Source organism: Pseudomonas sp. FG98, from assembly GCF_057808595.1.
This window is the reverse complement of record NZ_JBMDIJ010000007.1, coordinates 14,722-38,232: the sequence shown is the minus strand read 5'-3', so window position 1 is coordinate 38,232 and position 23,511 is coordinate 14,722. Positions and strand designations below refer to the sequence as shown.

20 protein-coding genes are annotated in these 23,511 nt (G+C 64.5%); 6 read left to right on the top strand and 14 right to left on the bottom strand.

Annotation, left to right across the window (positions count from 1 at the left end):
- Nucleotides 1-88: 88 nt before the first annotated feature.
- A complete protein-coding gene (locus ACODSK_RS07340) occupies nt 89-1,018 on the bottom strand; it encodes an NAD-dependent epimerase/dehydratase family protein (RefSeq protein WP_489014932.1) in 930 nt (309 codons plus the stop codon).
- Entirely contained in the window at nt 1,011-1,895 is an 885-nt protein-coding gene (locus tag ACODSK_RS07335) for a sugar nucleotide-binding protein (protein ID WP_489014930.1), read from the bottom strand. The genes ACODSK_RS07340 and ACODSK_RS07335 overlap by 8 nt, the downstream gene beginning before the upstream one ends.
- A gap of 289 nt (nt 1,896-2,184) precedes the next feature.
- On the opposite strand from ACODSK_RS07335, the gene ACODSK_RS07330 reads away from it, so the two are divergent.
- Both ACODSK_RS07330 and ACODSK_RS07325 read left to right on the top strand, forming a co-directional pair.
- Nucleotides 2,185-3,228, top strand: coding sequence for a hypothetical protein (locus ACODSK_RS07330; protein ID WP_489014928.1), 1,044 nt, complete (start codon nt 2,185-2,187; stop codon nt 3,226-3,228).
- 21 nt (nt 3,229-3,249) lie between these two features.
- Nucleotides 3,250-4,047 carry a TSUP family transporter gene (locus ACODSK_RS07325; RefSeq protein WP_489014926.1) on the top strand — a complete coding sequence of 266 codons (798 nt, stop codon included), beginning with the start codon at nt 3,250-3,252 and terminating at the stop codon, nt 4,045-4,047.
- A gap of 3 nt (nt 4,048-4,050) precedes the next feature.
- On the opposite strand, the gene ACODSK_RS07320 is transcribed toward ACODSK_RS07325, so the two are convergent.
- A complete protein-coding gene (locus ACODSK_RS07320; protein WP_075805082.1) occupies nt 4,051-4,869 on the bottom strand; it encodes a helix-turn-helix domain-containing protein in 819 nt (272 codons plus the stop codon).
- A gap of 178 nt (nt 4,870-5,047) precedes the next feature.
- Between ACODSK_RS07320 and ACODSK_RS07315 the strand changes: the two genes are divergently transcribed.
- Nucleotides 5,048-6,490, top strand: coding sequence for an alanine/glycine:cation symporter family protein (locus ACODSK_RS07315; protein ID WP_489014925.1), 1,443 nt, complete (start codon nt 5,048-5,050; stop codon nt 6,488-6,490).
- A 93-nt stretch (nt 6,491-6,583) separates the two neighbouring features.
- Entirely contained in the window at nt 6,584-7,573 is a 990-nt protein-coding gene (locus ACODSK_RS07310) for an asparaginase (protein ID WP_489014924.1), read from the top strand.
- 140 nt (nt 7,574-7,713) lie between these two features.
- On the opposite strand, the gene ACODSK_RS07305 is transcribed toward ACODSK_RS07310, so the two are convergent.
- From ACODSK_RS07305 to ACODSK_RS07270, 8 genes are all read right to left on the bottom strand, one after another.
- The gene (locus ACODSK_RS07305) at nt 7,714-8,988 is read right to left on the bottom strand and encodes an OprD family porin (protein ID WP_489014922.1); all 1,275 of its coding nucleotides are present in this window, start codon (nt 8,986-8,988) and stop codon (nt 7,714-7,716) included.
- A 67-nt stretch (nt 8,989-9,055) separates the two neighbouring features.
- A complete protein-coding gene (gene mhpT, locus ACODSK_RS07300) occupies nt 9,056-10,261 on the bottom strand; it encodes a 3-(3-hydroxy-phenyl)propionate transporter MhpT (protein ID WP_489014920.1) in 1,206 nt (401 codons plus the stop codon).
- Nucleotides 10,262-10,375: 114 nt separating this feature from the next.
- The gene (gene dmpG, locus ACODSK_RS07295; RefSeq protein ID WP_489014918.1) at nt 10,376-11,383 is read right to left on the bottom strand and encodes a 4-hydroxy-2-oxovalerate aldolase; all 1,008 of its coding nucleotides are present in this window, start codon (nt 11,381-11,383) and stop codon (nt 10,376-10,378) included.
- A gap of 9 nt (nt 11,384-11,392) precedes the next feature.
- Entirely contained in the window at nt 11,393-12,328 is a 936-nt protein-coding gene (locus ACODSK_RS07290; protein WP_489014916.1) for an acetaldehyde dehydrogenase (acetylating), read from the bottom strand.
- A 32-nt stretch (nt 12,329-12,360) separates the two neighbouring features.
- Nucleotides 12,361-13,155: a 2-keto-4-pentenoate hydratase gene (gene mhpD / locus ACODSK_RS07285; protein ID WP_489014915.1), complete on the bottom strand. Its 795-nt coding sequence runs from the start codon at nt 13,153-13,155 to the stop codon at nt 12,361-12,363.
- A gap of 13 nt (nt 13,156-13,168) precedes the next feature.
- A complete protein-coding gene (locus ACODSK_RS07280) occupies nt 13,169-14,026 on the bottom strand; it encodes an alpha/beta fold hydrolase (protein ID WP_489014913.1) in 858 nt (285 codons plus the stop codon).
- A gap of 2 nt (nt 14,027-14,028) precedes the next feature.
- Complete coding sequence (gene mhpB, locus ACODSK_RS07275; RefSeq protein ID WP_489014911.1) at nt 14,029-14,991, bottom strand: 3-carboxyethylcatechol 2,3-dioxygenase; 963 nt, start codon at nt 14,989-14,991, stop codon at nt 14,029-14,031.
- Between the two features lies 1 nt (nt 14,992).
- Complete coding sequence (locus ACODSK_RS07270; RefSeq protein WP_489014910.1) at nt 14,993-16,660, bottom strand: bifunctional 3-(3-hydroxy-phenyl)propionate/3-hydroxycinnamic acid hydroxylase; 1,668 nt, start codon at nt 16,658-16,660, stop codon at nt 14,993-14,995.
- Between the two features lie 334 nt (nt 16,661-16,994).
- Between ACODSK_RS07270 and ACODSK_RS07265 the strand changes: the two genes are divergently transcribed.
- The gene (locus ACODSK_RS07265; protein WP_489014908.1) at nt 16,995-17,798 is read left to right on the top strand and encodes a DNA-binding transcriptional regulator; all 804 of its coding nucleotides are present in this window, start codon (nt 16,995-16,997) and stop codon (nt 17,796-17,798) included.
- 178 nt (nt 17,799-17,976) lie between these two features.
- Here ACODSK_RS07265 and ACODSK_RS07260 read toward each other — a convergent pair whose 3' ends face one another.
- The 3 genes from ACODSK_RS07260 to ACODSK_RS07250 form a co-directional block, all read right to left on the bottom strand.
- Complete coding sequence (locus ACODSK_RS07260) at nt 17,977-18,393, bottom strand: hypothetical protein (protein WP_489014906.1); 417 nt, start codon at nt 18,391-18,393, stop codon at nt 17,977-17,979.
- A gap of 231 nt (nt 18,394-18,624) precedes the next feature.
- Nucleotides 18,625-19,137: a single-stranded DNA-binding protein gene (locus ACODSK_RS07255; protein WP_042123551.1), complete on the bottom strand. Its 513-nt coding sequence runs from the start codon at nt 19,135-19,137 to the stop codon at nt 18,625-18,627.
- 9 nt (nt 19,138-19,146) lie between these two features.
- Complete coding sequence (locus tag ACODSK_RS07250) at nt 19,147-20,541, bottom strand: MFS transporter (RefSeq protein ID WP_489014904.1); 1,395 nt, start codon at nt 20,539-20,541, stop codon at nt 19,147-19,149.
- A gap of 129 nt (nt 20,542-20,670) precedes the next feature.
- Between ACODSK_RS07250 and uvrA the strand changes: the two genes are divergently transcribed.
- The gene (uvrA, locus tag ACODSK_RS07245; protein WP_489014903.1) at nt 20,671-23,505 is read left to right on the top strand and encodes an excinuclease ABC subunit UvrA; all 2,835 of its coding nucleotides are present in this window, start codon (nt 20,671-20,673) and stop codon (nt 23,503-23,505) included.
- The last annotated feature ends 6 nt before the right edge of the window (nt 23,506-23,511 follow it).

The window sequence follows — 23,511 nt, the reverse complement described above, 5'->3', positions numbered from 1 at the left end:
CAGGGCCTATCGCCGGCAACGCCGGCTCCCACAGGGTCCGGTGGTGCACACGATCCTGTGGGAGCCGGCGTTGCCGGCGATGAGGCCTTCAGCGGCCCAGCAAACGGCTCAGGCCCACCGCCAATGGCGTAGCCTCAGGGAATGCAAAGCGCGCCAGCAACCGCCCGTTGTCCGCCCGCGAATGGCGGATATCACCGCTGCGCGCCGGGCCATAGCTGATCGCCGGCAAATCCCCCAGCACACTGCGCAACGCCGCCAGCAACTGGTTCAGCGAAGTCGCCTGGTTCAGGCCGATATTCACCGCGCCCTCTTCGACCTGCGGCGTGTCCAGCGCCTGCAGCATCACCGCCACCAGATCGGCGACATAGAGGAAATCGCGGGTCTGCTCGCCATCGCCGAACACGGTGATCGGCGTGCCGTTGAGCGCACGCTCGCAGAAGATGCTGATCACCCCGGAGTACGGCGAGGACGGATCCTGACGCGGGCCGAAGATGTTGAAGAAGCGGAACACCACCGGCTCCAGGCCATGCTGGCGACGGTAGAAATCCAGGTACTGCTCGCTGGCCAGCTTGTCCGAGGCGTAGGGGGTGAGCGGTGCCTTGGGGGTGTCCTCGGCGATCGACAGGCCTTCGCCGTTGTTGCCATAGACCGCCGCGCTGGAGGCGAACAACACGCGCTTGATCCCGGCCAGGCGCATGGCCTCGCAGACGTTCAGGGTGCCGATGAAATTGCTCTGGTGGGTCTTGACCGGGTCGTCCACCGAGGCCTGCACCGACGCCACCGCGGCCAGGTGCACCACGGCCTGGCAACCGGCGGCGGCGCGGGCGACCAGCGCCGCGTCGGCGACATCGCCTTCGATCAGTTGCAGCCGGGGGTTGTCCAGTTGCAGGTTGGCCCGCTTGCCGGTGGACAGGTCGTCCAGCACGCGCACGGCGTGGCCTTTTTCCAGCAGGGCATCACACAGGTGGGAACCGATGAAACCGGCGCCACCGGTGATCAGGATGGGGGCATCAGCCATGACGATAGAATCGATCCAGTAGGGTCGGCAGGCCGGAGCGCCAGGCGCGCGGCTTGATGCCGAAGGTGTGAAGGATTTTCTTGCAGGCCAGTACCGCGTGCTGCGGTTCCTCGAAGGCATCGGGACGCGCGGCATGGGCCTGGGCGGTGGGTGCCTCGACCGCCAGCTGGCGCAGTTGCGAGGCCTCGCCGAGGATCGCCTGGCCCAGCGCCAGCGGCGTGGTCGCCTCGTTGCCGGCGTAGTGGTAGGTGCCCCACAGCGGCGCGGCGCAGTCCAGTTGCTTGAGCACCGAGAGGATGACCCGGGCGGCGTCGTCCACCGGGGTCGGATTGCCCCGGCGATCATCGGCCAGCAGCAGTTCCTGGGCGGTTTCGGCGCGGGTCAGGAAGCGCCCGAGCACACCGTCGATGCTGTCATCCAGGACCCAGCCGAAGCGCAGCAGCACATGCTGCGGACAGGTGGCCCGCACACTCTGCTCGATCCGCCACAGCGCCTGGCCGCGCAGGCCCAGCGGGACCGGTTCGTCCTTCTCGCTGTAGGCCGTGGCCCGCGAGCCGTCGAACACGCGATAGCTGGAGGGCTGGACGAGGATGATGTTGTGGTGCTGGCACAGCTCGGCAAGACGCTCCACCGAGCGCTCCTGGGAGGCCAGGCGCTGCTCGCTGACCGCCTCGGCCTGGAACCAGTCGAAGTAGTAGGCCAGGTTGACCAGGGCGTCGGGGCGGGTGTCATCGAGCAACTGGGTCAGGCTCGCGGCATCCCAGCCCTGCTCCGGCGGGCGCGGCGCGAGGAAGCCGATGTCCTCCTCGGCCCCGAGGCGAATCAGCGCTTGCCCAAGGGCATTTCCACCACCCAACAGCATCAGGCGCATTCGCATAGGTTCAGCAGGTCCGCTCAGATTGAAAAGGAAGCTCGTAGTGTGCGGTTTCCGCCATGGGAAGTCCAACCCGCTCAAATCCACAGGATGTTTAAGCGGACAGGTCAAGCAAGGTGCTTTCCCACGCCACTAAATAGGAATCAGCTTACACAGGCAAAAGAACCTGCTGACTTCGATGGCCGAAAAAACCACCTTCAATATCTACCGAGCGGCTACCTGTTGCGCAGTCAGGAGCCAGGCGGGGCAAGGACGCCCCCGATCCCCCCACTCGCTAAGGAAGGTTGCCCCCATGAAGGACTGCGAAGTTTCCACCCTGGTTTTCAATAACGACCAGCTCGACCAACTGCACAAGGCCAGCCTCGACCTGGCCCGCGGCGGCGGCCCGCAGGCGCCCGGCGCGGCGCTCAAGGCCCGGCTGTGGGCACGTCTGCTGGAAGGCAGCCTGCACTCGGTGCAGCAGGCCACGGTCAACCTGTTCGCCGATGGCAAGCTCGCCGCGTTGCTGTTCGCCCGCCTGCGCGCCCCCAAGGACGATCCATTGCCGGAAAGGCTGCCGGACCTGGCGCGCCTCGAACGCGACTTCACCTGCCTGTACCTGGGCTCGCGCAACCAGGTGCTGCTGGAACTGGTGCGCTACCGCGCCTTCGCCTTCGATATCGACAACGACGGCAAGCACCTGCGCCTGGTCGGTAATTTCAAGGGCGGCGGGCGCCAGCTGCGGCCCGACGAAGACCGCAGCGTGCCGGTGGAGCTCAGTTCCCACGCCGGCCTGCGTCTCGGCCCGCACACCGAGGCGCCCTACCATTGCTCGCTGATCGCCCGCGACGGTCATTCTCCGGCGCCCTCGGCGCTGGTGCTCAGTGCGCGCTGGAACCCGGCCAACGAACCCACCCGCATCGTCCCCCTGCGCAGCGTGATCGAGGGTCTCGGCAGCCTCGACGTGCTGGCGCTGACCTCGCGCTCGTTCGACTTCACCCGCAGCGAGTGCTTCGTCGACGGCCGCGGCGCCGGGGGGACCGCCACCTCGATCGTCGACTTCGACGAACAGGGTGGCTTCAGCGTGCGCTACAACGCCTACCGCTTTTCCCTCAACGACCAGGCCAGCGACGCCGCCGCCCGGGCCTTCGACGCCTTCCAGGCGCGGCTGGCACAGACCCCGCCGGTGGACTTCGTGCTGCAGCCGGACAGCGTCCTGCTGGTCAACAACACCCGCGCCCTGCACGGCCGCGAACTGCTCAGCGACAACCGCCGCCTGTTAATCAGGCTGTTCGGCTATTCGCGGTTCGCCCGGCCTCTGGTCCTCAAGGAAGACCCGCTGCTGGTGCGCGGCTAATCGCTCTGGAGTAACGGTTCAATGCTGGAAGTCGATTTAACCCTGTTGCTCGTCCTTGCCGCCGTTGCGCTGCTGGCCGGGTTCTTCGATGCCATCGCCGGCGGCGGCGGGCTGATCACCCTGCCGGTGCTGTTCATCGCCGGGCTCGACCCGCTGGCGGCGCTGGCCACCAACAAGTTCCAGGCGGCCAGCGCCACGGTGTCGGCCACCTGGGCCTTCGCCCGGCGCGGCATGCTGGATTGGAACAGCGGTTTGCCCATGGCGCTGATGGCCTTTATCGGCGGAGCCTGTGGCGCGCTGTCGGTGAGCCTGATCCCTCACGACCTGCTGCAGGCCGGGGTCCCGGTATTGCTGGTGCTGGTGGCCGCCTACTTCGCCTTCAGCCCGAAACTGGACGACCAGAAGCTGCGCAAGCCGCGGCTGCCCCTGAGCCTGTTCTGCCTGTTGATCGCGCCGCTGCTCGGCTTCTACGACGGAGTGTTCGGCCCTGGAGTCGGCTCGTTTTTCATGCTTGCGTTCATGCTCTTGCTGGGCCAGGGCATGCTCCGCGCGGTGGGCAACAGCAAGCTGCTCAATGCCGCGTGCAACCTGGGTGCCCTGCTGGTGTTCAGCGCCAGCGGCAAGCTGATCTGGCCCCTGGCCCTGGCGATGGCCCTGTGCGCCATGCTCGGCGCGCAACTGGGCGCACGCTGCGCGGTGCATTTCGGGCCGCGGCTGATCCGCCCGCTGGTGGTCTGCGTGTGTGCGGCAATGGCGGTGAAGCTGCTGCTGGATGCGGGCAACCCGTTGGTGGAGTGGGTTGCCGAAGAATGGCCATGAGCCTTATTCGATCTCGAACAGGCCATTGCGAATCGGCCCTGCGGTGAGGCGCTCACGGACATCGTCATCGATCCGCGGATCGTCCGGGCGATACAGCTTGACCTGACGATAGGCATTGATGCGGTTGATCTCCGGGCCGAGGTACTCCCAGACCACCCGGGTGCAGGCCGGGGTGCGCCGGTCGCCGCTGGAAACCCCGGTCTTGAGCCCGTTGAGCCGGGTGATGCGGCTCTTGAAGCTGGGGATCAGCACGGTCTGACTCATCTCGTTGACGGTGAGCGACTCGTAGTCCATCAGGAACACCCGGTCCTGCAACTGGAACGCCGCGCCCAGGTAGCGGCAGCGCACCCAGTCCTCGGCCTGCACGTCGGTGCTGCTGGAGCGCTCCTGACGCTCCTGGCGCTCGAACAGGTAGTTGCCGTTGTCCTCGTACAGGTGCACCAGGGACAGCAGGATGCTGCCCGGCACCGACATGCAGTTGGAGTATTCGAAGTAGTAGCCGCAGTAGCGCGACAGGTTGCCGGCGTGCTCGCGCAGCGGACGCAACAGCTCCAGCAGCGGGTCGTTCTGCACCGGGCTGGCGACGGCGTTGCCCCGCGCGCCAATCAAGCGGGCGAACTGTTCCGGCGGCAAACCCAGCTCGTAATCCTCGACGCCGAAGAAGTCGCCGATGCGCTTGAGGTTGTACGCCGTCGGCTGGCTCTGCCCGCTCAGGTACTTGTTGAACTGCGCCCGGTTGATCGAGAGCTGGCGGCAAACCTCGGAGATAGAGCGGTAGTGGCTGCAGGCCAACTTGAGGTTGATGCCGAGGTTTTCACTCATGGGGACAGGTCCGATTGATGCGACAGGCGCCAGTTTAGCATCAGGTCGCACCAAAACAGAGCAACTGGCGAAATTGTAACCACAGTTGTCATGGCCAAACATGCGCGCCATGGTCCTGGCGCTTGCGTGCCGGCCTATCTGTCTTTCATGCAAAGAATAAGAATCCGAGGTCACTTCCATGCTCGAAGCGCTCAACGATTTCCTTTCGGGGAAACTCCTCATCGTGCTCATCGTCGGACTGGGTAGCTATTTCACCATCCGCTCCCGTTTCGTCCAGTTCCGCCATTTCGGCCACATGTTCGGTGTATTCAAGGAATCGTTGCGCGGCCAGGCTGGCCAACTGAGCTCTTTCCAGGCGCTGATGCTGAGCCTGGCCGGTCGTGTCGGCGCGGGTAACATCGCCGGTGTCGGTATCGCCGTGACCCTGGGTGGTCCGGGTGCCGTGTTCTGGATGTGGGTTACCGCGCTGGTCGGCATGTCCAGCAGCTTCTTCGAATGTACCCTGGCCCAGGTCTACAAGCGCGCCGATGGCGATGGCCTGTACCGCGGCGGTCCGGCGTACTACATCCAGCACGGCCTGAAGCTGAAAAGCATGGCGGTGGTGTTCTCCCTGCTGCTGCTGGTCACCTACGGCTTCGCCTTCAACGGCCTGCAGTCGTACACCGTGACCCACTCGCTGCAGAACGCCTTCGGCTTCGCTCCGAACCACACCGGTATCGCCCTGGCGGTCCTGCTGGCGATCGTCTTCGTCGGCGGCATCAAGCGTATCGCCGCGGTGTCCGACCTGCTGGTTCCGGTCAAGACCCTGGCCTACATCGGCGTCACCCTGTATGTGATCGGCACCCAGATCGACCACGTACCGGCGATGCTGGAAACCATCTTCAAGAGCGCCTTCGGCCTGGATCCGGCCTTCGCCGGCCTGCTGGGCAGCGCCATCGTCATGGGCGTGAAGCGTGGCGTGTTCGCCAACGAAGCCGGCCTGGGCAGTGCGCCTAACGTTGCTGCCGTCGCTGCCGTGAAGCACCCAGGTGCCCAGGGCGTGGTCCAGGCGTTCTCGGTGTTCCTCGACACCTTCGTGATCTGCACCTGCACCGCACTGCTGATCCTGCTGTCGGGCTTCTACACCCCGGGCTTCGAAGGTGACGGCATCGTCCTGACCCAGAACTCCCTGGCGGCGGTAGTCGGTGACTGGGGCCGGATCTTCGTCAGCGTCGCCCTGTCGCTGTTCGTCTTCACCTGCATCCTCTACAACTACTACCTGGGCGAGAACAGCCTGCAGTTCCTGACCCGCAACCGCACCGTGCTGATGGCCTACCGCGGCCTGGTGCTGGCGCTGATCGTCTGGGGTTCGGTACAGAACCTGGGCACCGTGTTCGCCTTCGCCGACATCACCATGACCCTGCTGGCCTTCGTCAACCTGATCGCCCTGGCCATGCTGTTCAAGGTCGGCCTGCGGGTGATGCGCGACTACGACGAGCAGCGCAAGGCTGGCGTTTCGCAGCCGGTGTTCGACTCGGCCAAGTTCGCCGACCTGGACCTGGACCGCGCCGCCTGGCCGGAAGGTGCCAAGGCCGAGGTCGCTGACAAGGTCGCGGCCGGCGCAGCGCAAACCCAGCGCTAAGTTCACCCGGCTCTTTCGCTCCACAAAGAGAGCCGCCCCTCGCGGGCGGCTTTTTTTCGCCCCGAATTTGTGTTTTTGCTCCGGAATACCTTTATGCGCGCAGTCCAGAATCTTCTCGTCCTCTACACCGGCGGCACCATCGGCATGCTGGAAACGCCCCAGGGCCTGGCCCCGGCCGGCGGTTTCGAAGCGCGCATGCGTGCCTGGCTCGACGAGCACCCCGAAGCACCCCGGCCCGAGTGGCGCCTGCAGGAAATGTCGCCGCTGCTCGATAGCGCCAACATGCAGCAGGCCAACTGGCTGGCGATGCGCGATGCCATCGTCGAAGCGGTGAAGCAGGACGGTCATGACGGCGTGCTGCTGCTGCACGGCACCGACACCCTGGCCTACAGTGCGGCGGCCCTGTCGTTCCTGCTGTTGGGACTGGAGGTTCCGGTACTGCTGACCGGTTCGATGCTGCCGGCCGGTGCGCCGGACAGCGATGCCTGGGACAACCTGGCCGGGGCCCTGGCGCTGTTCGCCGAGGGCGTGGAAAACGGCGTGCAACTGTTCTTCGCTGGCAAGCTGATGTCCGGTGTGCGCGCCAGCAAGCTGCGCAGCGAAGCCTTCGATGCATTTGCCGCGCTGCCCCGACATCGCGACGGCGAATCCGCTACCGAGTTGCCGGCAGTGCTGAGCTATGCCCAACCGCGCACGCCGGTGAACCTGGCGGTGGTGCCGGTGTACCCGGGCTTGCAGGCGGCTCATGCGCGAGCATTGCTGAACACGGGGGTCAAGGGCTTGCTGCTGGAATGCTATGGCAGTGGTACCGGCCCCTCCGACGATGAAGCGCTGCTTGAGGTACTGCGCGACGCTGGCGACCGTGGCGTGCTGGTCGCTGCGATCAGCCAGTGCGCGGAAGGCAGCGTAGTCTTCGATACCTATGCCGCTGGCAGCCGGTTGCGTGATACCGGACTGGTCTCGGCAGGCGGTATGACCCGTGAGGCGGCACTAGGCAAGATGTTCGGCTTGCTCGGTGCGGGGCTGGAGCTGGGGACGGCGCGGCATTGGTTCGCTCTGGATCTGTGTGGGGAGCGGGCTTAGCGCCTGGCTTTCGGACCTCATCGCTGGCAATGCCAGCTCCCACAGGGGCCCGGCCGGACACAGATTCTGTGGCTGGCCCAAAACCCTGTGGGAGTCGGCATTGCCGACGATGAGGCCATCAGCAACACCACAGGGCCCAGCTACCAAAGCGCAATCGTGTAATCCACATTCACCCGCAGTTCATTGCCATCCCTGAAGGTCGCCGCCGGCGCGAAGTCATTGCGGTACCAGGCATGCCGCACCCGCAATCCCACGCCCTTGAACGTCCCCGATTGCACCACGTACGAGACCTCCACATCAGTCTCCCGCTCGTGCCGGTCATCCCCGCCGAGGGCATCCGGCAGCCTGATGTTGCTGCCGTCGATATAGCGCAGCATCCCCTTCAGTCCCGGCACGCCGACACCCGTGAAGTCATGGTCGTACTTCACCTGCCAACTGCGCTCGTCGGCATTGATGAACTCCGAGCTCAACGACCCTTCAGTGATCACCAGCGGCTCGGTACCCGCCACATAGGGCATGGCGCTGTCGCCGCTGAGGTGCATGTAGCCGGCGCCGAAGGTATGAGCGCCGAGGCTGTAGCTGAACATCGCCGCCAGGTTGCGGTTGTCCACGGTTCCCGCCCGCGCCGCACCATCCTCGCCGGCGATGAAGTAGCGCACGTCGCTTTTCAGCTTGCCGCCAGCGATGCCCTGTACATGCTCGAAGCCAACGAAGTCCTTGCGATACAGGTCCTGCAGGGTGGCGTGGTAGTACTTCAGGGTCAGGGCGTCGGACCAGCGCCAGTCGGCACCGAGAAACAGGAACTGGTCTGACTCGGCCTTGCCGTTGAAGCGGCCGTTGGGCGCGGCGACGGTGAATTTCTGATAGTTGCTGGAATCGCGCTGGTTCATGCGGTCGAGCCAGCCGGCATGCAAGGTGAAGCCGTCGATATCCTCGGAGCGCAGGTAGGTGCCGCGCAGGGTCTGCGGCAGCAGGCGGCTGGGACTGGCGAACATCACCGGCAGCAGGGTGCTGATGGTGCCCGCCTGCAGTTCGGTCTTCGACACCTTCATCTTCGCGGTCAGGCCCAGTTCGGAGTAGTTGTCGTCCGGCTCGCGGGTGGCCGGGTCATAGGGCAGCAAGCCGGTGCCGACCCGGTCCGGCGAAGAGTCCAGCTTGATGCCGAGCATGCCCTGGGCATTCAGGCCGAAACCTACCGGCCCTTCAGTGAAGCCCGAGTTGAAGCGGACGATGAAACCCTGCGCCCACTCGCGGGCCGCGGACTGCGCCGAGGTGCCCTTGTAGTCGCGGTCGAAGTAGTAATTGCGGGCGGTCAGGCTGGCCTTGCTGTCGTCGATGAAACCGGCGGCGCGGGCAGGAGAAACCAGGACGAGCGGCAGCAGGAGGCCGAGCCCCCGGAGAACGGATGCATGCATGGCGATTCACTTTTTTGTTGTTGTGCGTGAAGCCGCGCCAGTGGTCTGGCGCGGTGAACAAGAACGATCAGTCGAGCTGTTGCTGGCGGCGCCGGGACAGGCAGAACATCGCCCCGGCCGCCAGCACGATGCCGGGTGCGGAGGCCAGCATCACCCCCGCCGTGCCGGTCCCCAGCGCCAGCATATGGCCGGCCACCAGCGGGCCGCTCATGGCGCCAAGCCTGCCCACCGCCACGGCCGAGCCAACGCCGGTGGCGCGCATGCGGGTCGGGTAGAACAACGGCGTCAGTGCGTAGAGCACGCCCTGCCCGCCGGTGGCGAACAGCCCGGCGACGAAGCCGGCCAGCAGCATCCCGGCGAAGCTGCCAGCCACGCCCAGCGCCGCCAGCGAACCAAGGATGCCGAGATAGATCAGCAGGGCCATGGCCCAGGTCGGCAGGCGGTCCATCAAGGCGCCAAGGGTCAGGGTGCCGAGGGCCGCGCCCAGTTGCAGGGCGAGCATCACCCAGCTGGCCTGGCGTGCTTCATAGCCCTGGCCGACCAGCAGGCTCGGCAGCCAGTTGATCAGGATGTAGACCACCATCAGGGTGAAGAAATAGCTCAGCCACAGCAGGCCGGTGGCCGGGCCGGCACCATTGCGGAACAGGCCGTGCCAGACGCCGTTGTCGCTCTGCGCCGAGACACCGGACTGGAACTGCGCCGACTCCGGCAGATAGCGCCCGAGCAGCGGCACGATCAGCAGCGGCACCAGGCCGCCGACATAGAACACCACTTTCCAGCCGCCGGAAAAGCCGATGATGCCGATCACTGCGGCCAGCGCTGCGCCCAGGGGCACGCCGCAGTACATCATGCTCACCGCGGTGCCGCGCAGGCGTGGGCCGGCGGCTTCGGAGGTGAGTGCGATCAGGTTCGGCAACGCTGCGCCGAGACCGACGCCGGTCAGGCAGCGAGCGGCGACCAGGCTGTGGAAATCCCAGGCCATGGCAGTGACCAGCGAGAACAGGCCGAACAGTGCCACCGAGGCCATCAACACTTTCTTGCGCCCGATGCGGTCGGCCAGCCAGCCGCCGACGAAGGCACCCGGCAGCAGGCCGAGGATGCCGGCGCTGAAGACCCAGCCCATCTGCATCTTGTCCAGGCCGAAGGCGGCGGCCATGCCCTGGGCGGCGATGCCGGCGGCCTGCAGGTCGAGGCCCTCCATCAGGGCGACGAGGAAGCACAGGGCGATGGTGGTGACGAGTTGCACGCGGTTTGTTGCAGTTATCCCGGTCATGGGATGTACCTCTAGTTATTGTTGTTGAGGTCAAGGAACTCATCGCTGGCAAGCCAGCTCCCACAGGTCCGGTGCATGCAGAACCTGTGGGAGCCGGCTTGCCGGCGATAAGGGTCAACGGCGATTCAGCAGGTCCAGCGCCACATCGACGATCATGTCTTCCTGGCCACCGACCATGCGCCGCTTGCCCAGCTCGACCAGGATGTCGACGGTCTTCAGGCCATAGCGCGCCGCGGCGATTTCGGCGTGACGCAGGAAGCTCGAATAGACCCCGGCATAACCCAGCGCCAGCGACTCGCGATCGACCCGTACCGGGCGATCCTGCAACGGCCGGACGATGTCATCGGCCGCGTCCATCAAGGTGTACAGGTCGGTGCCGTGGTTCCAGCCGAGACGCTCGGCAGCGGCGATAAATACTTCCAGCGGCGCATTGCCTGCCCCCGCACCCATGCCGGCCAGGCTGGCGTCGATGCGGTCGCAGCCCTCCTCCACCGCGACGATGGAGTTGGCCACGCCGAGGCTGAGGTTGTGGTGGGCGTGCATGCCGGTCTGGGTCGCCGGGTCGAGCACGGCCTTGAAGGCGCGCATGCGGTCGCGGATGTCCTGCATGTTCATGGCGCCACCGGAGTCGGCCATGTAGATGCACTGCGCGCCGTAGCTTTCCATCAGCTTGCCCTGGGCCGCCAGCTGCTCGGCCGGGATCATGTGGCTCATCATCAGGAAGCCGACGGTGTCCATGCCCAGCTCGCGTGCGTATTCGATGTGCTGCTTCGAGACATCCGCCTCGGTGCAGTGGGTGGCCACGCGGACCACGCGAGCACCGGCGTCGTAGGCGGCCTTCAGGTCGTGGACCGTGCCGATGCCCGGCAGCAGCAGCGTGGCGATCTTCGCGTGTTGCACCACATCGGCTACCGCCTCGATGTACTCAAGATCGGTATGGCGGCCAAAGCCATAGTTGAAACTCGAGCCTTGCAGGCCATCACCATGAGCGACCTCGATGGAGTCGACCCGGGCCTGGTCCAGCGCGCGGGCGATGTCCCGGGCATTGTCGAGGGTGTACTGGTGACACACCGCATGGCTGCCGTCGCGCAGAGTAACGTCGGAGATGTAGATCTTTTTCATGGTCGTTCCTCAGCCGTTGATCATCGACAGGGCCATGCGCTCGGCGGTGGCCATGGCGGCGGACGTCATGATGTCGAGGTTGCCGGCGTAGGCCGGGAGGTAGTGGGCGGCGCCTTCGACTTCGAGGAACACCGAGGTCTTCAGGCCGGCAAATTCACCCAGGCCGGGAATGCGCAACGGTCGCTCCTCGGGGATGAGGTCGAACTGCACCCGCTGCTTCAGGCGATACCCCGGCACGTAGCCTTGCACCGCTCTGGCCATTTCCTCGATGGAGGCTTCCACCTTGGCCTGGTCGGCCGCTTCGGAGAGGACGAACACGGTATCGCGCATGATCAGCGGCGGCTCCGCCGGGTTCATGACGATGATCGCCTTGCCCTTGGCCGCACCACCGATTACCTCGATGGCGCGGGAGGTGGTTTCGGTGAATTCGTCGATATTGGCGCGGGTGCCAGGGCCGGCGGATTTGCTGGCGATCGAGGCAACGATCTCGGCGTAGTGGACCTTGGCCACCCGCGACACGGCCGCCACCATCGGGATGGTCGCCTGGCCGCCGCAGGTGACCATGTTGACGTTGAGCTGCCCGAGGTTCTGCTCCAGGTTCACCACCGGTACGCAGTACGGGCCGATGGCCGCCGGGGTCAGGTCGATCAGGCGGATGCCGGGCTTGATCGAGCGCAGGAAGGCGTCGTTCTTGATATGGGCGCCGGCGCTGGTGGCGTCGAAAACGAAATCGATGTCCTGGAACTGCGCCATGCGGGTCAGGCCTTGCACGCCTTCGTGGGTCGTGGCCACGCCCATGCGCGCAGCTCGCGCCAGTCCATCGGAGTTCGGATCGATGCCGACCATCACCGACATTTCCAGGTGCTGCGCGTTGCGCAGGATCTTGATCATCAGGTCGGTACCGATGTTGCCGGAACCGATGATGGCGACTTTGAGTTTTTTCATTGTGTTCATCTCATGTGCACGCAAGGCGCCGATCACTCGGCGCTGAAGTCCACGGCCACCTGGCCGACGCCGTCGATCTGGGCCTCGAAGCGGTCACCGGCGGCGACCGCGACCATCGGGCCGAGGGCGCCGGTGAGGATCAGGTCGCCGGCACGCAGCGGCTCGCCGAGACGGGCCATGGTCCGCGCCAGCCACACGGCGGCATTGATCGGGTGGCCGAGACATTGGGCGCCACTACCGCTGGAGACTTCCTCGCCATTGCGGGTCATGCGCATCGCAGCGCTGCGCAGGTCGAGGTCTTCGACCCGGCGCACCGGCCCGCCGAGCACGAAGCAACCACTGGAGGCGTTGTCGGCGACGGTGTCGACAAAGCGGATATTCCAGTTCTGCACCCGGCTGCCGACGATCTCCAGCGCCGGCATGACCCAGCCGGTGGCGGCCAGTACCTCGGCGAAGGTGGTGTCGGTGGCGGGCAGGTCGCGTTTGAGCACCAGGGCAATCTCGGCCTCGATCTTCGCTTGCTGCACGCGACCGAACGGCACCGTCTCGTTGTCGCCGTAGCACATGTCGGCGAACAGGGTGCCGAAGTCCGGTTGGTCGACGCCAAGCTGGGCCTGCACCTTGGGGTTGGTCAGACCGATCTTGCGCCCGACGATGCGCCGGCCGTCGGCCAGGGCATGGGCGACGTTGAGGCGCTGGATGGCATAGGCCAGTTCACCGTTGTCTTCGCCGATGCGCTCGCGCAGCGGCGGGATGCTTTCACCGCTGGCTTCGGCCTGGCGCAGTTCGGCGGCCAGTTGTTCCAGGGTGTGTTGGGAAATCGTCATCTCGCGGCTCCGATCAGTGGCTGAGGAAATCCAGGACCATGCGGTTGAAGGCATCGGCGTGCTCCCACTGCGCCCAGTGGCCGCAGCGGTTGAACACATGCAGTTGCGCGTTGGGCAGCCCGGCGAGCAGGCGCAGGCCGGCGTCCATCGGCACGAAACGGTCTTCTCGGCCCCAGATCACCAGGGTCTGGGCGCTGATCTCGTGCAGGCGCGGGCCGAAGTCGGGGAACTGCCTGGGGTTGGCGGCCAGGCTGGCGACGAAGTTGTCGAGGTGGTCACGGCGCGCCAGCATGTTGTCCAGGCGGGTCTGGAACAGCTCCTCGGTGAGGCTGCTGGCATCGAAGACGAAGACGTTCATCATCTTCTTCAGGTTGTCGATGGTCGGCTCGCGGTACAGGCCGTTGAGCAGCTTGATGCCCTCGGTGGGCATCGGCACGAAGGGGCTGGCGCCGCCGGTTCCGCCGCCCATCAGCACCAGCTTGCCGACCCGCTGCGGGTGGCTGAGGGCAAAGGCCACGGCGCTATGGCCGCCCATGGAGTTACCGAGGATATGCACGCGGTCCAGGTCCAGGGCGTCGAGCAGGCCCTTGAGGGCGCGGGCATTGAGGTCGGAGCGCGAGCCGCGGCAGACGATCGGATCACTTTTGCTCCAGCCCGGGCAGTCCATCAGGATCACCCGGTAGCCGGCGGCGGTCAGCGGTTCGATATTGCGGTGGAAGTTGGCCCAGCCGCTGGCGCCGGGGCCCGAGCCGTGGAGCATGACCACGGTCTCGGCACCGGCGCCGACATCGTTGTAGTGCAGTTGCAGGTCCAGGTCGCCTTCCTGGATACGGACGAAACGGCTGCTGGAGGCTTCGGTGGCTTGCGTCATGTTCAGGCGTCCTTCGATGCAGTGGAAAGTGGGTGCGCCGCGAGGGCGCCGAAGCCGGCGATCCACTCGGGGATCGGCCGGTAGTAGCGGTCGCTGGCCTGGTAGGGGCCGAATGCCGAGAGTGCGGCGAAGGCGGCGACCCAGGTCTTCACTTCGTGGGTGGATTTGCCGGCCAGGGCCGACAGCTCGGCGTTGCCCAGGCCGTCCAGCTCGGCCAGGCGGCCGTCGCCGAGGGCGTCGAGGAACTGCTGGTCCCACACCGGGTTGAGCGGGTGCAGCGAGTGCTGGTCGTCGACGAAACGCCGGGCGGCCTGGATGACCCGCTGCTGGCGCGCCTCGCGCTCGTCGGCGGGCAGGTCGCGGCCGCTGCCCATCAGGCGGTCGGCCATGCGTGCGTCGACCTTGGCCAGTTCCGGCACCGGCGGCTGGTGCGACAGGCCACCGGAACCGAGGAACAGCACGCGCTTGTTCAGGGTGCGGGCGTAGCGGCCGATGGCTTCGCCGAGCAGGCGGGTGCGCTGGAAGCCCGGTAGCGGCACGGCCACCGAGTTGATGAACACCGGGATTACCGGGCAGCAGTCGAGGCCACCGAGCAGCAGTTCCAGCGGCTGGGCGAAGCCGTGGTCGACCTGCATGCAGTAGGACACTGCGGCATCCACACCGGCCTCCAGCACTGCGTCGGCGCAGGCTTCGGCGAGGGCCTTGGGTACGTCGAGAGCACCGGCGGCGGTATCGAAATCACCAATTGCCCAGGCCGCCATGCCGATGCAGAACGAGGGCATGACGTCGTAGAAAAAGCCGTTGTAGTGATCCGGGGCGAAGAGGAATACCAGCTCCGGATCAAAGGCCTCGATCCGGGCGCGGGCGTGGGCGATGACCCCGTCCACTTCATCCAGCACCGCCTGCGCCGGATCGACATAGCCCACCAGCGGCGTGTGCGACAGGCATTGCACCAGGGCGCTCATCTCAGGCCACCTTGCTGACGACGGGCTGGCTTGCGGCCGGTGCAGTCGCGTGGATCGCTTGCGCCAGCGCATCGCAGACCGGGCCCAGGGTTTGCGGAATCGCCAGGCCCGCGAGGAAGCGGTCCGGACGCACCAGGGCGACGGAGGCCGGGTAGCGGCCGAACCATTCCTTGAGGCGGCCGCTGCAGTCGCCGACGCGGATCACGCCATCGATGGCGTCCTGCCCGGAGGCCAGTTGCACCGCCGGTACCACCTGGATGAAACGGGTGCCGAGGTGCTTCCAGAATTCGACCTGCGCGGCGCTCAGGCCCCAGGTCGGATTGGTGCCCCAGGCGATGATCGCGAAGTTGTCGCCGATCACGTCGTCGAGCAGGAACTGGCGGCCGTCCTCGGTCTGCACCCGGGGCTGGATGAACATGCGCCCGACCGGCGAGTTGGCGATGGCCGGTGTGCTGCTGACCAGGGCGCCGGCGCTGTATTGCGGCATCGGTTTGAAGCGCATTTCGAGGAAGTAGCGCTTGACCGGCGGCAGGTAGTTCAGCAGCCAGGAAATCCCGTCACGCAGCGTGCCCTGCCAGCGCTTGGGCGGCGCCAGCACATGGCCGGCCAGCACCGAGAGATTGATCATCGCCCGGGCGTGGTCGCGGCGTTCCAGTTCATAGGTGTCGAGCAGACTCTCGCCGGCCAGGCCCTTGACCACCATCGCCAGCTTCCAGCCGAGGTTGCTGGCGTCGCGCATGCCGCTGTTGTAACCCTGGCCCTGCCACACCGGCATGATGTGCGCGGCATCACCGGCGAGCAGGATGCGCTTGCTGCGGAACTGTCCGGCCAGGCGGGCGTTGTGGGTGTAGACGCGGCTGCGGATCAGCTCGATCTTGTCCGGGTCCGGCAGCACCTTGCCGAGCAGGCGGCGCATGTTTTCCGGCTTGCTCAGCTCGGCCTCGGTCTCGCCGGGCATGACCATGAATTCGAAGCGGCGCACGCCGTGGGGCAGCGCGGCGGAGACGTAGGGGCGCACCGGGTCGCAGCACAGGTAGACGTTCGGCGTGCCCAGCGGGTCGTTGGCCACGTCGACGACGATCCACTGGTTGGGCGCGGTCTTGCCGTCGAAAGAGATGCCCAGGGTGCGGCGCACATAGCTGTTGCCGCCGTCACAGGCCACCAGCCAGTCGGCGCGCACGCTTTCCTCGACACCGCCAGGGCCTTGCATGTGCAGGGTCACGCCGCTTTCGTCCTGGGTGAAGCCGCTGACGTCGCGACTGAACAGGGTGCGCACATTGCCGAAACGTTGCAGGCCGTCGAGCAGCACGGCATCCACCTGCGGCTGGATAAAGGCGTTGCGCCGCGACCAGCCGAATTCGTCGGTGAGCGGCTGGATATCGGCGAAGCAGCGACCCTTCGGCGTGAGGAAGCGCATGGCGTGCCAGGGCGTGGTATGCGGCAGCACGCGATCGACCAGGCCGATGGCCTGTACGGTGCGCAGCGACTCGTCGTCGATGCCGATGGCCCGCGGGTAGTCGATCAGTTTGTCGAGCTTCTCGATGACCAGGACATCGATGCCGGACTGGCCGAGGTAGTTGGCGATGGCCAGGCCCACCGGGCCGGCGCCGAGCACTGCGACCTGGGCCTTGTAGTCGGTCTGGGTGGTGGAAGGGTTGCTTGTTTTCATTGTTTTTCACCGTATCGGACAGCGTCGCGCACCCTGGCGGGCAAACGCCGGGCAAGCCGGGGCCGGGCCTCGAACCGGAAGGGTTCGCGGGTTGCGAAGGTTGCACATGGGAGGTCCCCGCAAGGCAGTGGCGGGGTCGGGCCGTCAGGGCGTCAGGAAGGCGCGTCGGGCAGCAGGAAGGCGCAGGCAGGCAGCATGGTGGTTTCCCCTGTCGAGGATGTTCGTTCTTGTTGGCGCAAAGTATAAGAACGGCATTTCCTGTCCTACAATGAAAAACCATCGCGCCGTGCACCAGGTGCACAGCACTGATTTACAACGACTTTTCGGTGATTTCATGGCCTCGGGAAGCGAATCCGACTACAAGACCGTGCGTGGCCTGACGCGCGGTCTGCTGTTGCTCAACACCCTCAACCACCTCGACGGCGGCGCCAGCCCTACCCGTCTCGCCGAGTTGACGGGGCTGCACCGCACCACCGTGCGCCGGCTGCTGGAGACCTTGCAGGAGGAAGGCTATGTGCGGCGCAGCGAGTCGGACGACAGCTTCCGGTTGTGCCTGAAGGTTCGCGAGCTCAGCGAGGGCTTTCGCGATGACCAGTGGATCTCCGCTCTCGCCGCTCCGCTCTTGGCGGAGCTGTTGCAGGAGGTGGTGTGGCCGACCGATATCTGCACCCTCGATGTTGATGCCATGGTGGTGCGCGAATCGACTCACCGCTTCAGCCGGCTATCGTTTCATCGCTCCATCGTCGGCCGGCGCTTGCCGATCCTGCTCACCGCCACCGGGCTGACCTACCTCGCCTTCTGCCCGGATGCCGAGCGCGAGCGGATTATCGAACTGCTGGCCAGCCGCAACGACGAAGACACCCGCCTCGCCCGCATGCCCGAAACGTTGGACAACCTGCTGCGCAAGACACGCAACCGGGGCTATGGGGAGAACTTCATGACCTGGAACCAGGAAGAAAAGATCGCCTCCATCGCCGTGCCGATTCGTGGTCGCCAGCAGTTGCTGGGGTGCCTGAATCTGGTTTATGTGGCCAAGGCGATGAGCATCGAGCAGGCGGTGGCGCGGTATCTGCCGGCGTTGCAGAGGACGGCGTTGCGGATTGAGGAGGAAGCGGCAGGTCCTGGATTGGAAAGGTGAGATCAGCAAGAACATAATCTGAAAGACGTTCCTCTGGGGGAAGATCAGTTGTTTTATCTATCGTGCAATTGACCTTCACCTGAATATCATTGCCATCGGAAATTGAAGCCCTCAGTCTGAAATTGTAAAAATATCCTTTTCAGGATAGAGATGATGTCTTGTCCTAGACAGTGAGTCATTACCTGACTAGAAAGCGGCTTTCACCCAAATATTCAAAGCAAGTCTCTCCTAACCGCAGCCCATCCTCTCCAATGGGGTCATATGCACTGGAGAAGAACTGCTCGGGAGAGACGCCCCTCGCATCCCGTTGTAACTTCGCCCCAGCGATAGTCACCAGAGCGCCGACAGCACCCAAGATTCTGGCGCCATCAGATGAGCCAAAATCAAATAGCACGCTGGAAAAACCGACTAACGTCACGATGGCTCCCAACATCATAACGAGCACACCAGAAGAATCCTGCTGAGGTCTTCTGGATGGTTTTTCATCAAGGAAATCCTCATATGCGCCGGCGAATCCATCGACTCCAAATTCCTTGCCACTTCCAGGAACTTTAATCGACATCTTTTTTATGTTGGCGACATCATCTTTTTTCATTGCTTTCAACCTGTAAAAAAGACGCGATCCTACAATGAAATGATCCCAATTAGTTCTAGAGAAAGTACGCCTATTAAAATCAGGAAACCGCGCACAAAAAACACTGAACCTTCCTACAGGTAAAAAGTATTTTTCACATAAAGAAAGACCACAACTGATATCTCCGCCCAACAAAAAACCCCGCGAGAAACACTCGCGGGGTTTTAGGATTTTCGTTTCGAGAGCTACAGGTCAGAACGGAATATCGTCATCGAAGCTGTCGAAGTCCGGAGCCGGCTGCGGCGCTGGCTGCTGAGGAGCCGGACGCTGTGGAGCCTGTTGCGGACGCGGAGCCTGCTGGCGTGGTGCCTGGGGCGCCTGGTTGTAGTTGTCGCGTGGTGCACCGCCGTCCTGGTTCTGCGGACGGCCACCGAGCAGCTGCATGGTGCCTTGCATGTCGACGATGATTTCGGTGGTGTAGCGCTTGATGCCGTCCTTTTCCCACTCGCGGGTCTGCAGCTTGCCTTCGATGTAGACCTGGGAACCCTTGCGCAGGTACTCACCGGCGATCTCGGCGACCTTGCCGAACATCGATACGCGGTGCCATTCGGTGCGCTCGACCTTCTGGCCGGTCTGCTTGTCGGTCCACTGCTCGCTGGTGGCCAGGCTCAGGTTGGTGACAGCGTTACCGTTCGGCAGGTAGCGAACTTCAGGATCCTGGCCACAGGTGCCGACCAAAATGACTTTGTTAACCCCACGGGCCATAACGTTCTCCTAGGCTTCACTCGCCGCAGGCGCCGGATTGACCAGGCGCTCCAGGGTCGAGCGATCCAAAATTTGTGTATCAAGTTTGATGTAGACGGCAGCTTCATCAGCCACCACCACTGCGTCGGTCACACCCGGCACGGCCTTAAGGCGCTCGGACAAGCCTGCTTCGCGCAGCGCCTCGGGCGACAGCGGCATGCGCAGGCTTGTTACATAAGGTGGTTCGTTCATGGTAACAGCAACCACGAGCCAGAGCCCGCACAAAGCGGCGCAGCCGAGGAATACCGTGGTCAGCCCACCATGCTGGAACAGCCAGCCCCCGAGAATCCCGCCCAGTGCCGCTCCGAGGAACTGGCTGGTGGAATACACCCCCATCGCCGTGCCCTTGCCGCCTGCCGGCGACACCTTGCTGATCAGCGACGGCAGCGACGCTTCCAGCAGGTTGAAGGCGGTGAAGAAGATGACGGTTCCAATCACCAGTGCCGACAGGCTGTTCCCCAGCTCCCAGAAGAACAGCTCCGTCAGCAGCAAGACACTGACCGCGCCCAGAAGGACACGTTTCATCTTGCGCATTTTCTCACCATAGATAATGAACGGAATCATTGCGAAGAATGAAATCAGCAAGGCCGTCAGGTACACCCACCAGTGCTCTTCCTTGGGCAAGCCGCCGCGCTCGACGAACGCCAGTGGCAAGGCAACGAAGCTGGCCATGAGAATCGCGTGGAGGACGAAGATGCCCACGTCCAGGCGCAGCAGGTCGGGATGGCGCAGGGTCGGACCGAGGGCCTGCTTGGCCACGCCGGACTCGCGATGATGCAACTGGGTGTTGGAGGCAGGCACCACGAACGCGATCAGAGCGATACCGACCAGCGCCAGCGCCGCCGTCGCCAGGAACAGCCCCGACAGACCGAAGGTACGGGTCAGCAACGGCCCGACAACCATGGCGACGGCGAACGACAGGCCAATGCTCATGCCGATCATGGCCATGGCCTTGGTCCGGTGCTGCTCACGGGTAAGGTCCGAGAGCAACGCCATCACCGCCGCGGAAATCGCCCCTGCACCCTGCAGGATGCGTCCGGCGATCACGCCCCAGATCGAATCGGCCTGCGCCGCCAGCACACTCCCCAGCGCGAAGATCACCAGGCCCAGGTAGATCACCGGGCGCCGGCCAATGCGGTCGGAGATGATCCCGAAGGGAATCTGCAACACCGCCTGGGTGAGACCGTAGGCGCCAATGGCCAAACCGATCAGTGCCGGTGTCGCGCCGGCCAGGTCCATGCCATAGGTAGCCAGTACCGGCAGGACCATGAACATGCCCAGCATACGGAAGGCGAACACCAGGGCCAGACCGCCTGCGGCGCGGGTTTCGCTGCCGCTCATGCGTTCGCTGTGGGGATCGTGCATGGATAAACCTCGTGTGAACCGGCGGCGATTCTACCAGTCCCATCGGTTAACGGCATCTACGCGACGCTTTGCCGCGTACTGGCGACGAGCCGTATACTTCTGCGTTTAAGCCCGCCGAGCGAGGCCGTAGTGGACAAGATCCTGATCCGTGGGGCGCGTACCCACAACCTGAAGAACATCGACCTGACCCTGCCCCGCGACAAGTTGATCGTGATCACCGGCCTGTCCGGTTCGGGCAAGTCATCCCTGGCCTTCGATACCCTGTACGCCGAGGGCCAGCGGCGTTATGTGGAGTCGCTGTCGGCCTATGCTCGGCAGTTCCTGTCGATGATGGAAAAGCCTGACGTCGACACCATCGAGGGCCTGTCGCCGGCGATCTCCATCGAGCAGAAATCTACCTCGCACAACCCTCGCTCTACCGTCGGCACCATCACCGAGATCTACGACTACCTGCGTCTGCTCTACGCCCGTGTAGGTACCCCGCGCTGCCCGGATCACGACATCCCGCTGGAGGCGCAGACCGTCAGCCAGATGGTCGACCTGGTCCTGGCCCAGCCGGAGGGCAGCAAGCTGATGTTGCTGGCCCCTGTGGTACGCGAACGCAAGGGCGAGCACCTGGCGGTGTTCGAGGAGCTGCGCGCCCAGGGCTTCGTACGTGCCCGGGTCAACGGCAAGCTGTTCGAACTGGACGAGTTGCCCAAGCTCGACAAGCAGAAGAAGCACAGCATCGATGTGGTGGTCGACCGCTTCAAGGTCCGTGCCGACCTCCAGCAGCGCCTGGCCGAATCCTTCGAGACCGCGCTGAACCTGGCTGACGGCATCGCCCTGGTCGCACCTATGGACGATGAGCCCGGCGAAGAGATGATCTTCTCCGCGCGCTTCGCCTGCCCTATCTGCGGCCATGCGATCAGCGAACTCGAGCCCAAGCTGTTTTCCTTCAACAACCCGGCCGGTGCTTGCCCGACCTGCGATGGCCTGGGGGTCAAGCAGTTCTTCGACGTGAAACGCCTGGTCAACGCCGAACTGACCCTGGCCGAGGGCGCGATTCGCGGCTGGGACCGGCGTAACGTCTATTACTTCCAGATGCTCGGTTCGCTGGCTGCGCATTTTGGCTTCAGCCTGGAAATGCCGTTCGGTGAGCTGCCTGCGGACCAGCAGAAGACCATCCTGCACGGCAGTGGCAACCAGAACGTCGACTTCAAATACCTCAATGACCGCGGCGATATCGTCAAACGCTCGCACCCCTTCGAAGGCATCGTGCCGAATCTGGAGCGGCGCTACCGCGAGACGGAGTCCGCCACCGTGCGCGAGGAGCTGGCCAAGTTCCTCAGCACCCAGCCATGCCCGGACTGCCGCGGCACCCGCCTGCGCCGCGAGGCGCGGCACGTGTGGGTAGGCGAGAAGACCCTGCCGGCAGTCACCGGCCTGCCGATCGGCGAGGCCAGCGATTACTTCGGCGGACTCAAGCTGACAGGTCGCCGTGGCGAAATTGCCGACAAGATTCTCAAGGAAATCTGCGAGCGTCTGCAGTTCCTGGTGAACGTCGGTCTCGATTACCTGACCCTGGATCGCAGCGCCGACACCCTGTCCGGTGGCGAAGCCCAGCGTATCCGTCTGGCGAGTCAGATCGGCGCCGGCCTGGTGGGGGTGATGTACATCCTGGACGAGCCGTCCATCGGCCTGCATCAGCGCGACAACGATCGTCTGCTGGCTACCCTCAATCACCTGCGCGATATCGGCAACACGGTGATCGTGGTCGAGCACGACGAAGACGCGATCCGCCTGGCCGACTATGTGGTGGATATCGGCCCCGGCGCTGGCGTGCACGGTGGACAGATCGTTGCCGAGGGTTCACCGGCAGAGGTCATGGCTCACCCTGATTCGTTGACCGGCATGTACCTGTCCGGGCGCAAGAAGATCGTCGTGCCGGCCAAGCGCACACCGCGCAACAAGAAGCTGTCGATCAAGCTCAAGGGCGCGCGCGGGAACAACCTGCAAAACGTCAACCTGGAGATTCCGGTCGGGCTGCTGACCTGCGTGACCGGGGTTTCCGGTTCGGGCAAATCGACCTTAATCAACAACACGCTGTTCCCGCTGGCGGCGACTGCGCTGAATGGCGCGTCCACCCTGGAAGCAGCCGCTCACGACAGTTGTGACGGTCTGCAGCACCTGGACAAGGTGGTGGATATCGACCAGAGCCCGATCGGCCGCACGCCACGCTCCAACCCGGCGACCTATACCGGGCTGTTCACGCCGATTCGCGAGCTGTTCTCCGGGGTGCCCGAGTCCCGCTCCCGCGGCTATGGCCCGGGGCGCTTCTCCTTCAACGTCAAAGGGGGTCGCTGCGAGGCGTGCCAGGGTGACGGCCTGATCAAGGTGGAGATGCACTTCCTGCCGGACATCTACGTGCCCTGCGATGTGTGCAAGAGCAAGCGCTACAACCGCGAGACCCTGGAGATCAAGTACAAGGGCAAGAACATCCACGAAGTCCTGGAAATGACCATCGAGGAAGCCCGGGAGTTCTTCGATGCAGTGCCGGCACTGGCGCGCAAGCTGCAGACGTTGATGGATGTGGGCTTGTCCTACATCAAGCTCGGGCAGTCGGCGACAACTCTGTCTGGGGGCGAGGCGCAGCGGGTCAAACTCTCTCGCGAGCTGTCCAAGCGCGATACCGGCAAGACCCTTTACATCCTCGACGAGCCGACCACCGGCCTGCACTTCGCGGATATCCAGCAGTTGCTTGACGTACTGCATCGCCTGCGCGACCACGGCAACACCGTGGTGGTGATCGAGCACAACCTTGATGTGATCAAGACTGCTGACTGGCTGGTGGACCTTGGTCCGGAGGGCGGCTCCAAAGGTGGTCAGATCATCGCCTGTGGTACACCGGAAGAACTGGCGAAGATGGAACAGTCGCACACCGGGTACTATCTGAAACCGTTGCTGGAGCGTGATCGAGCCTGACGGCAA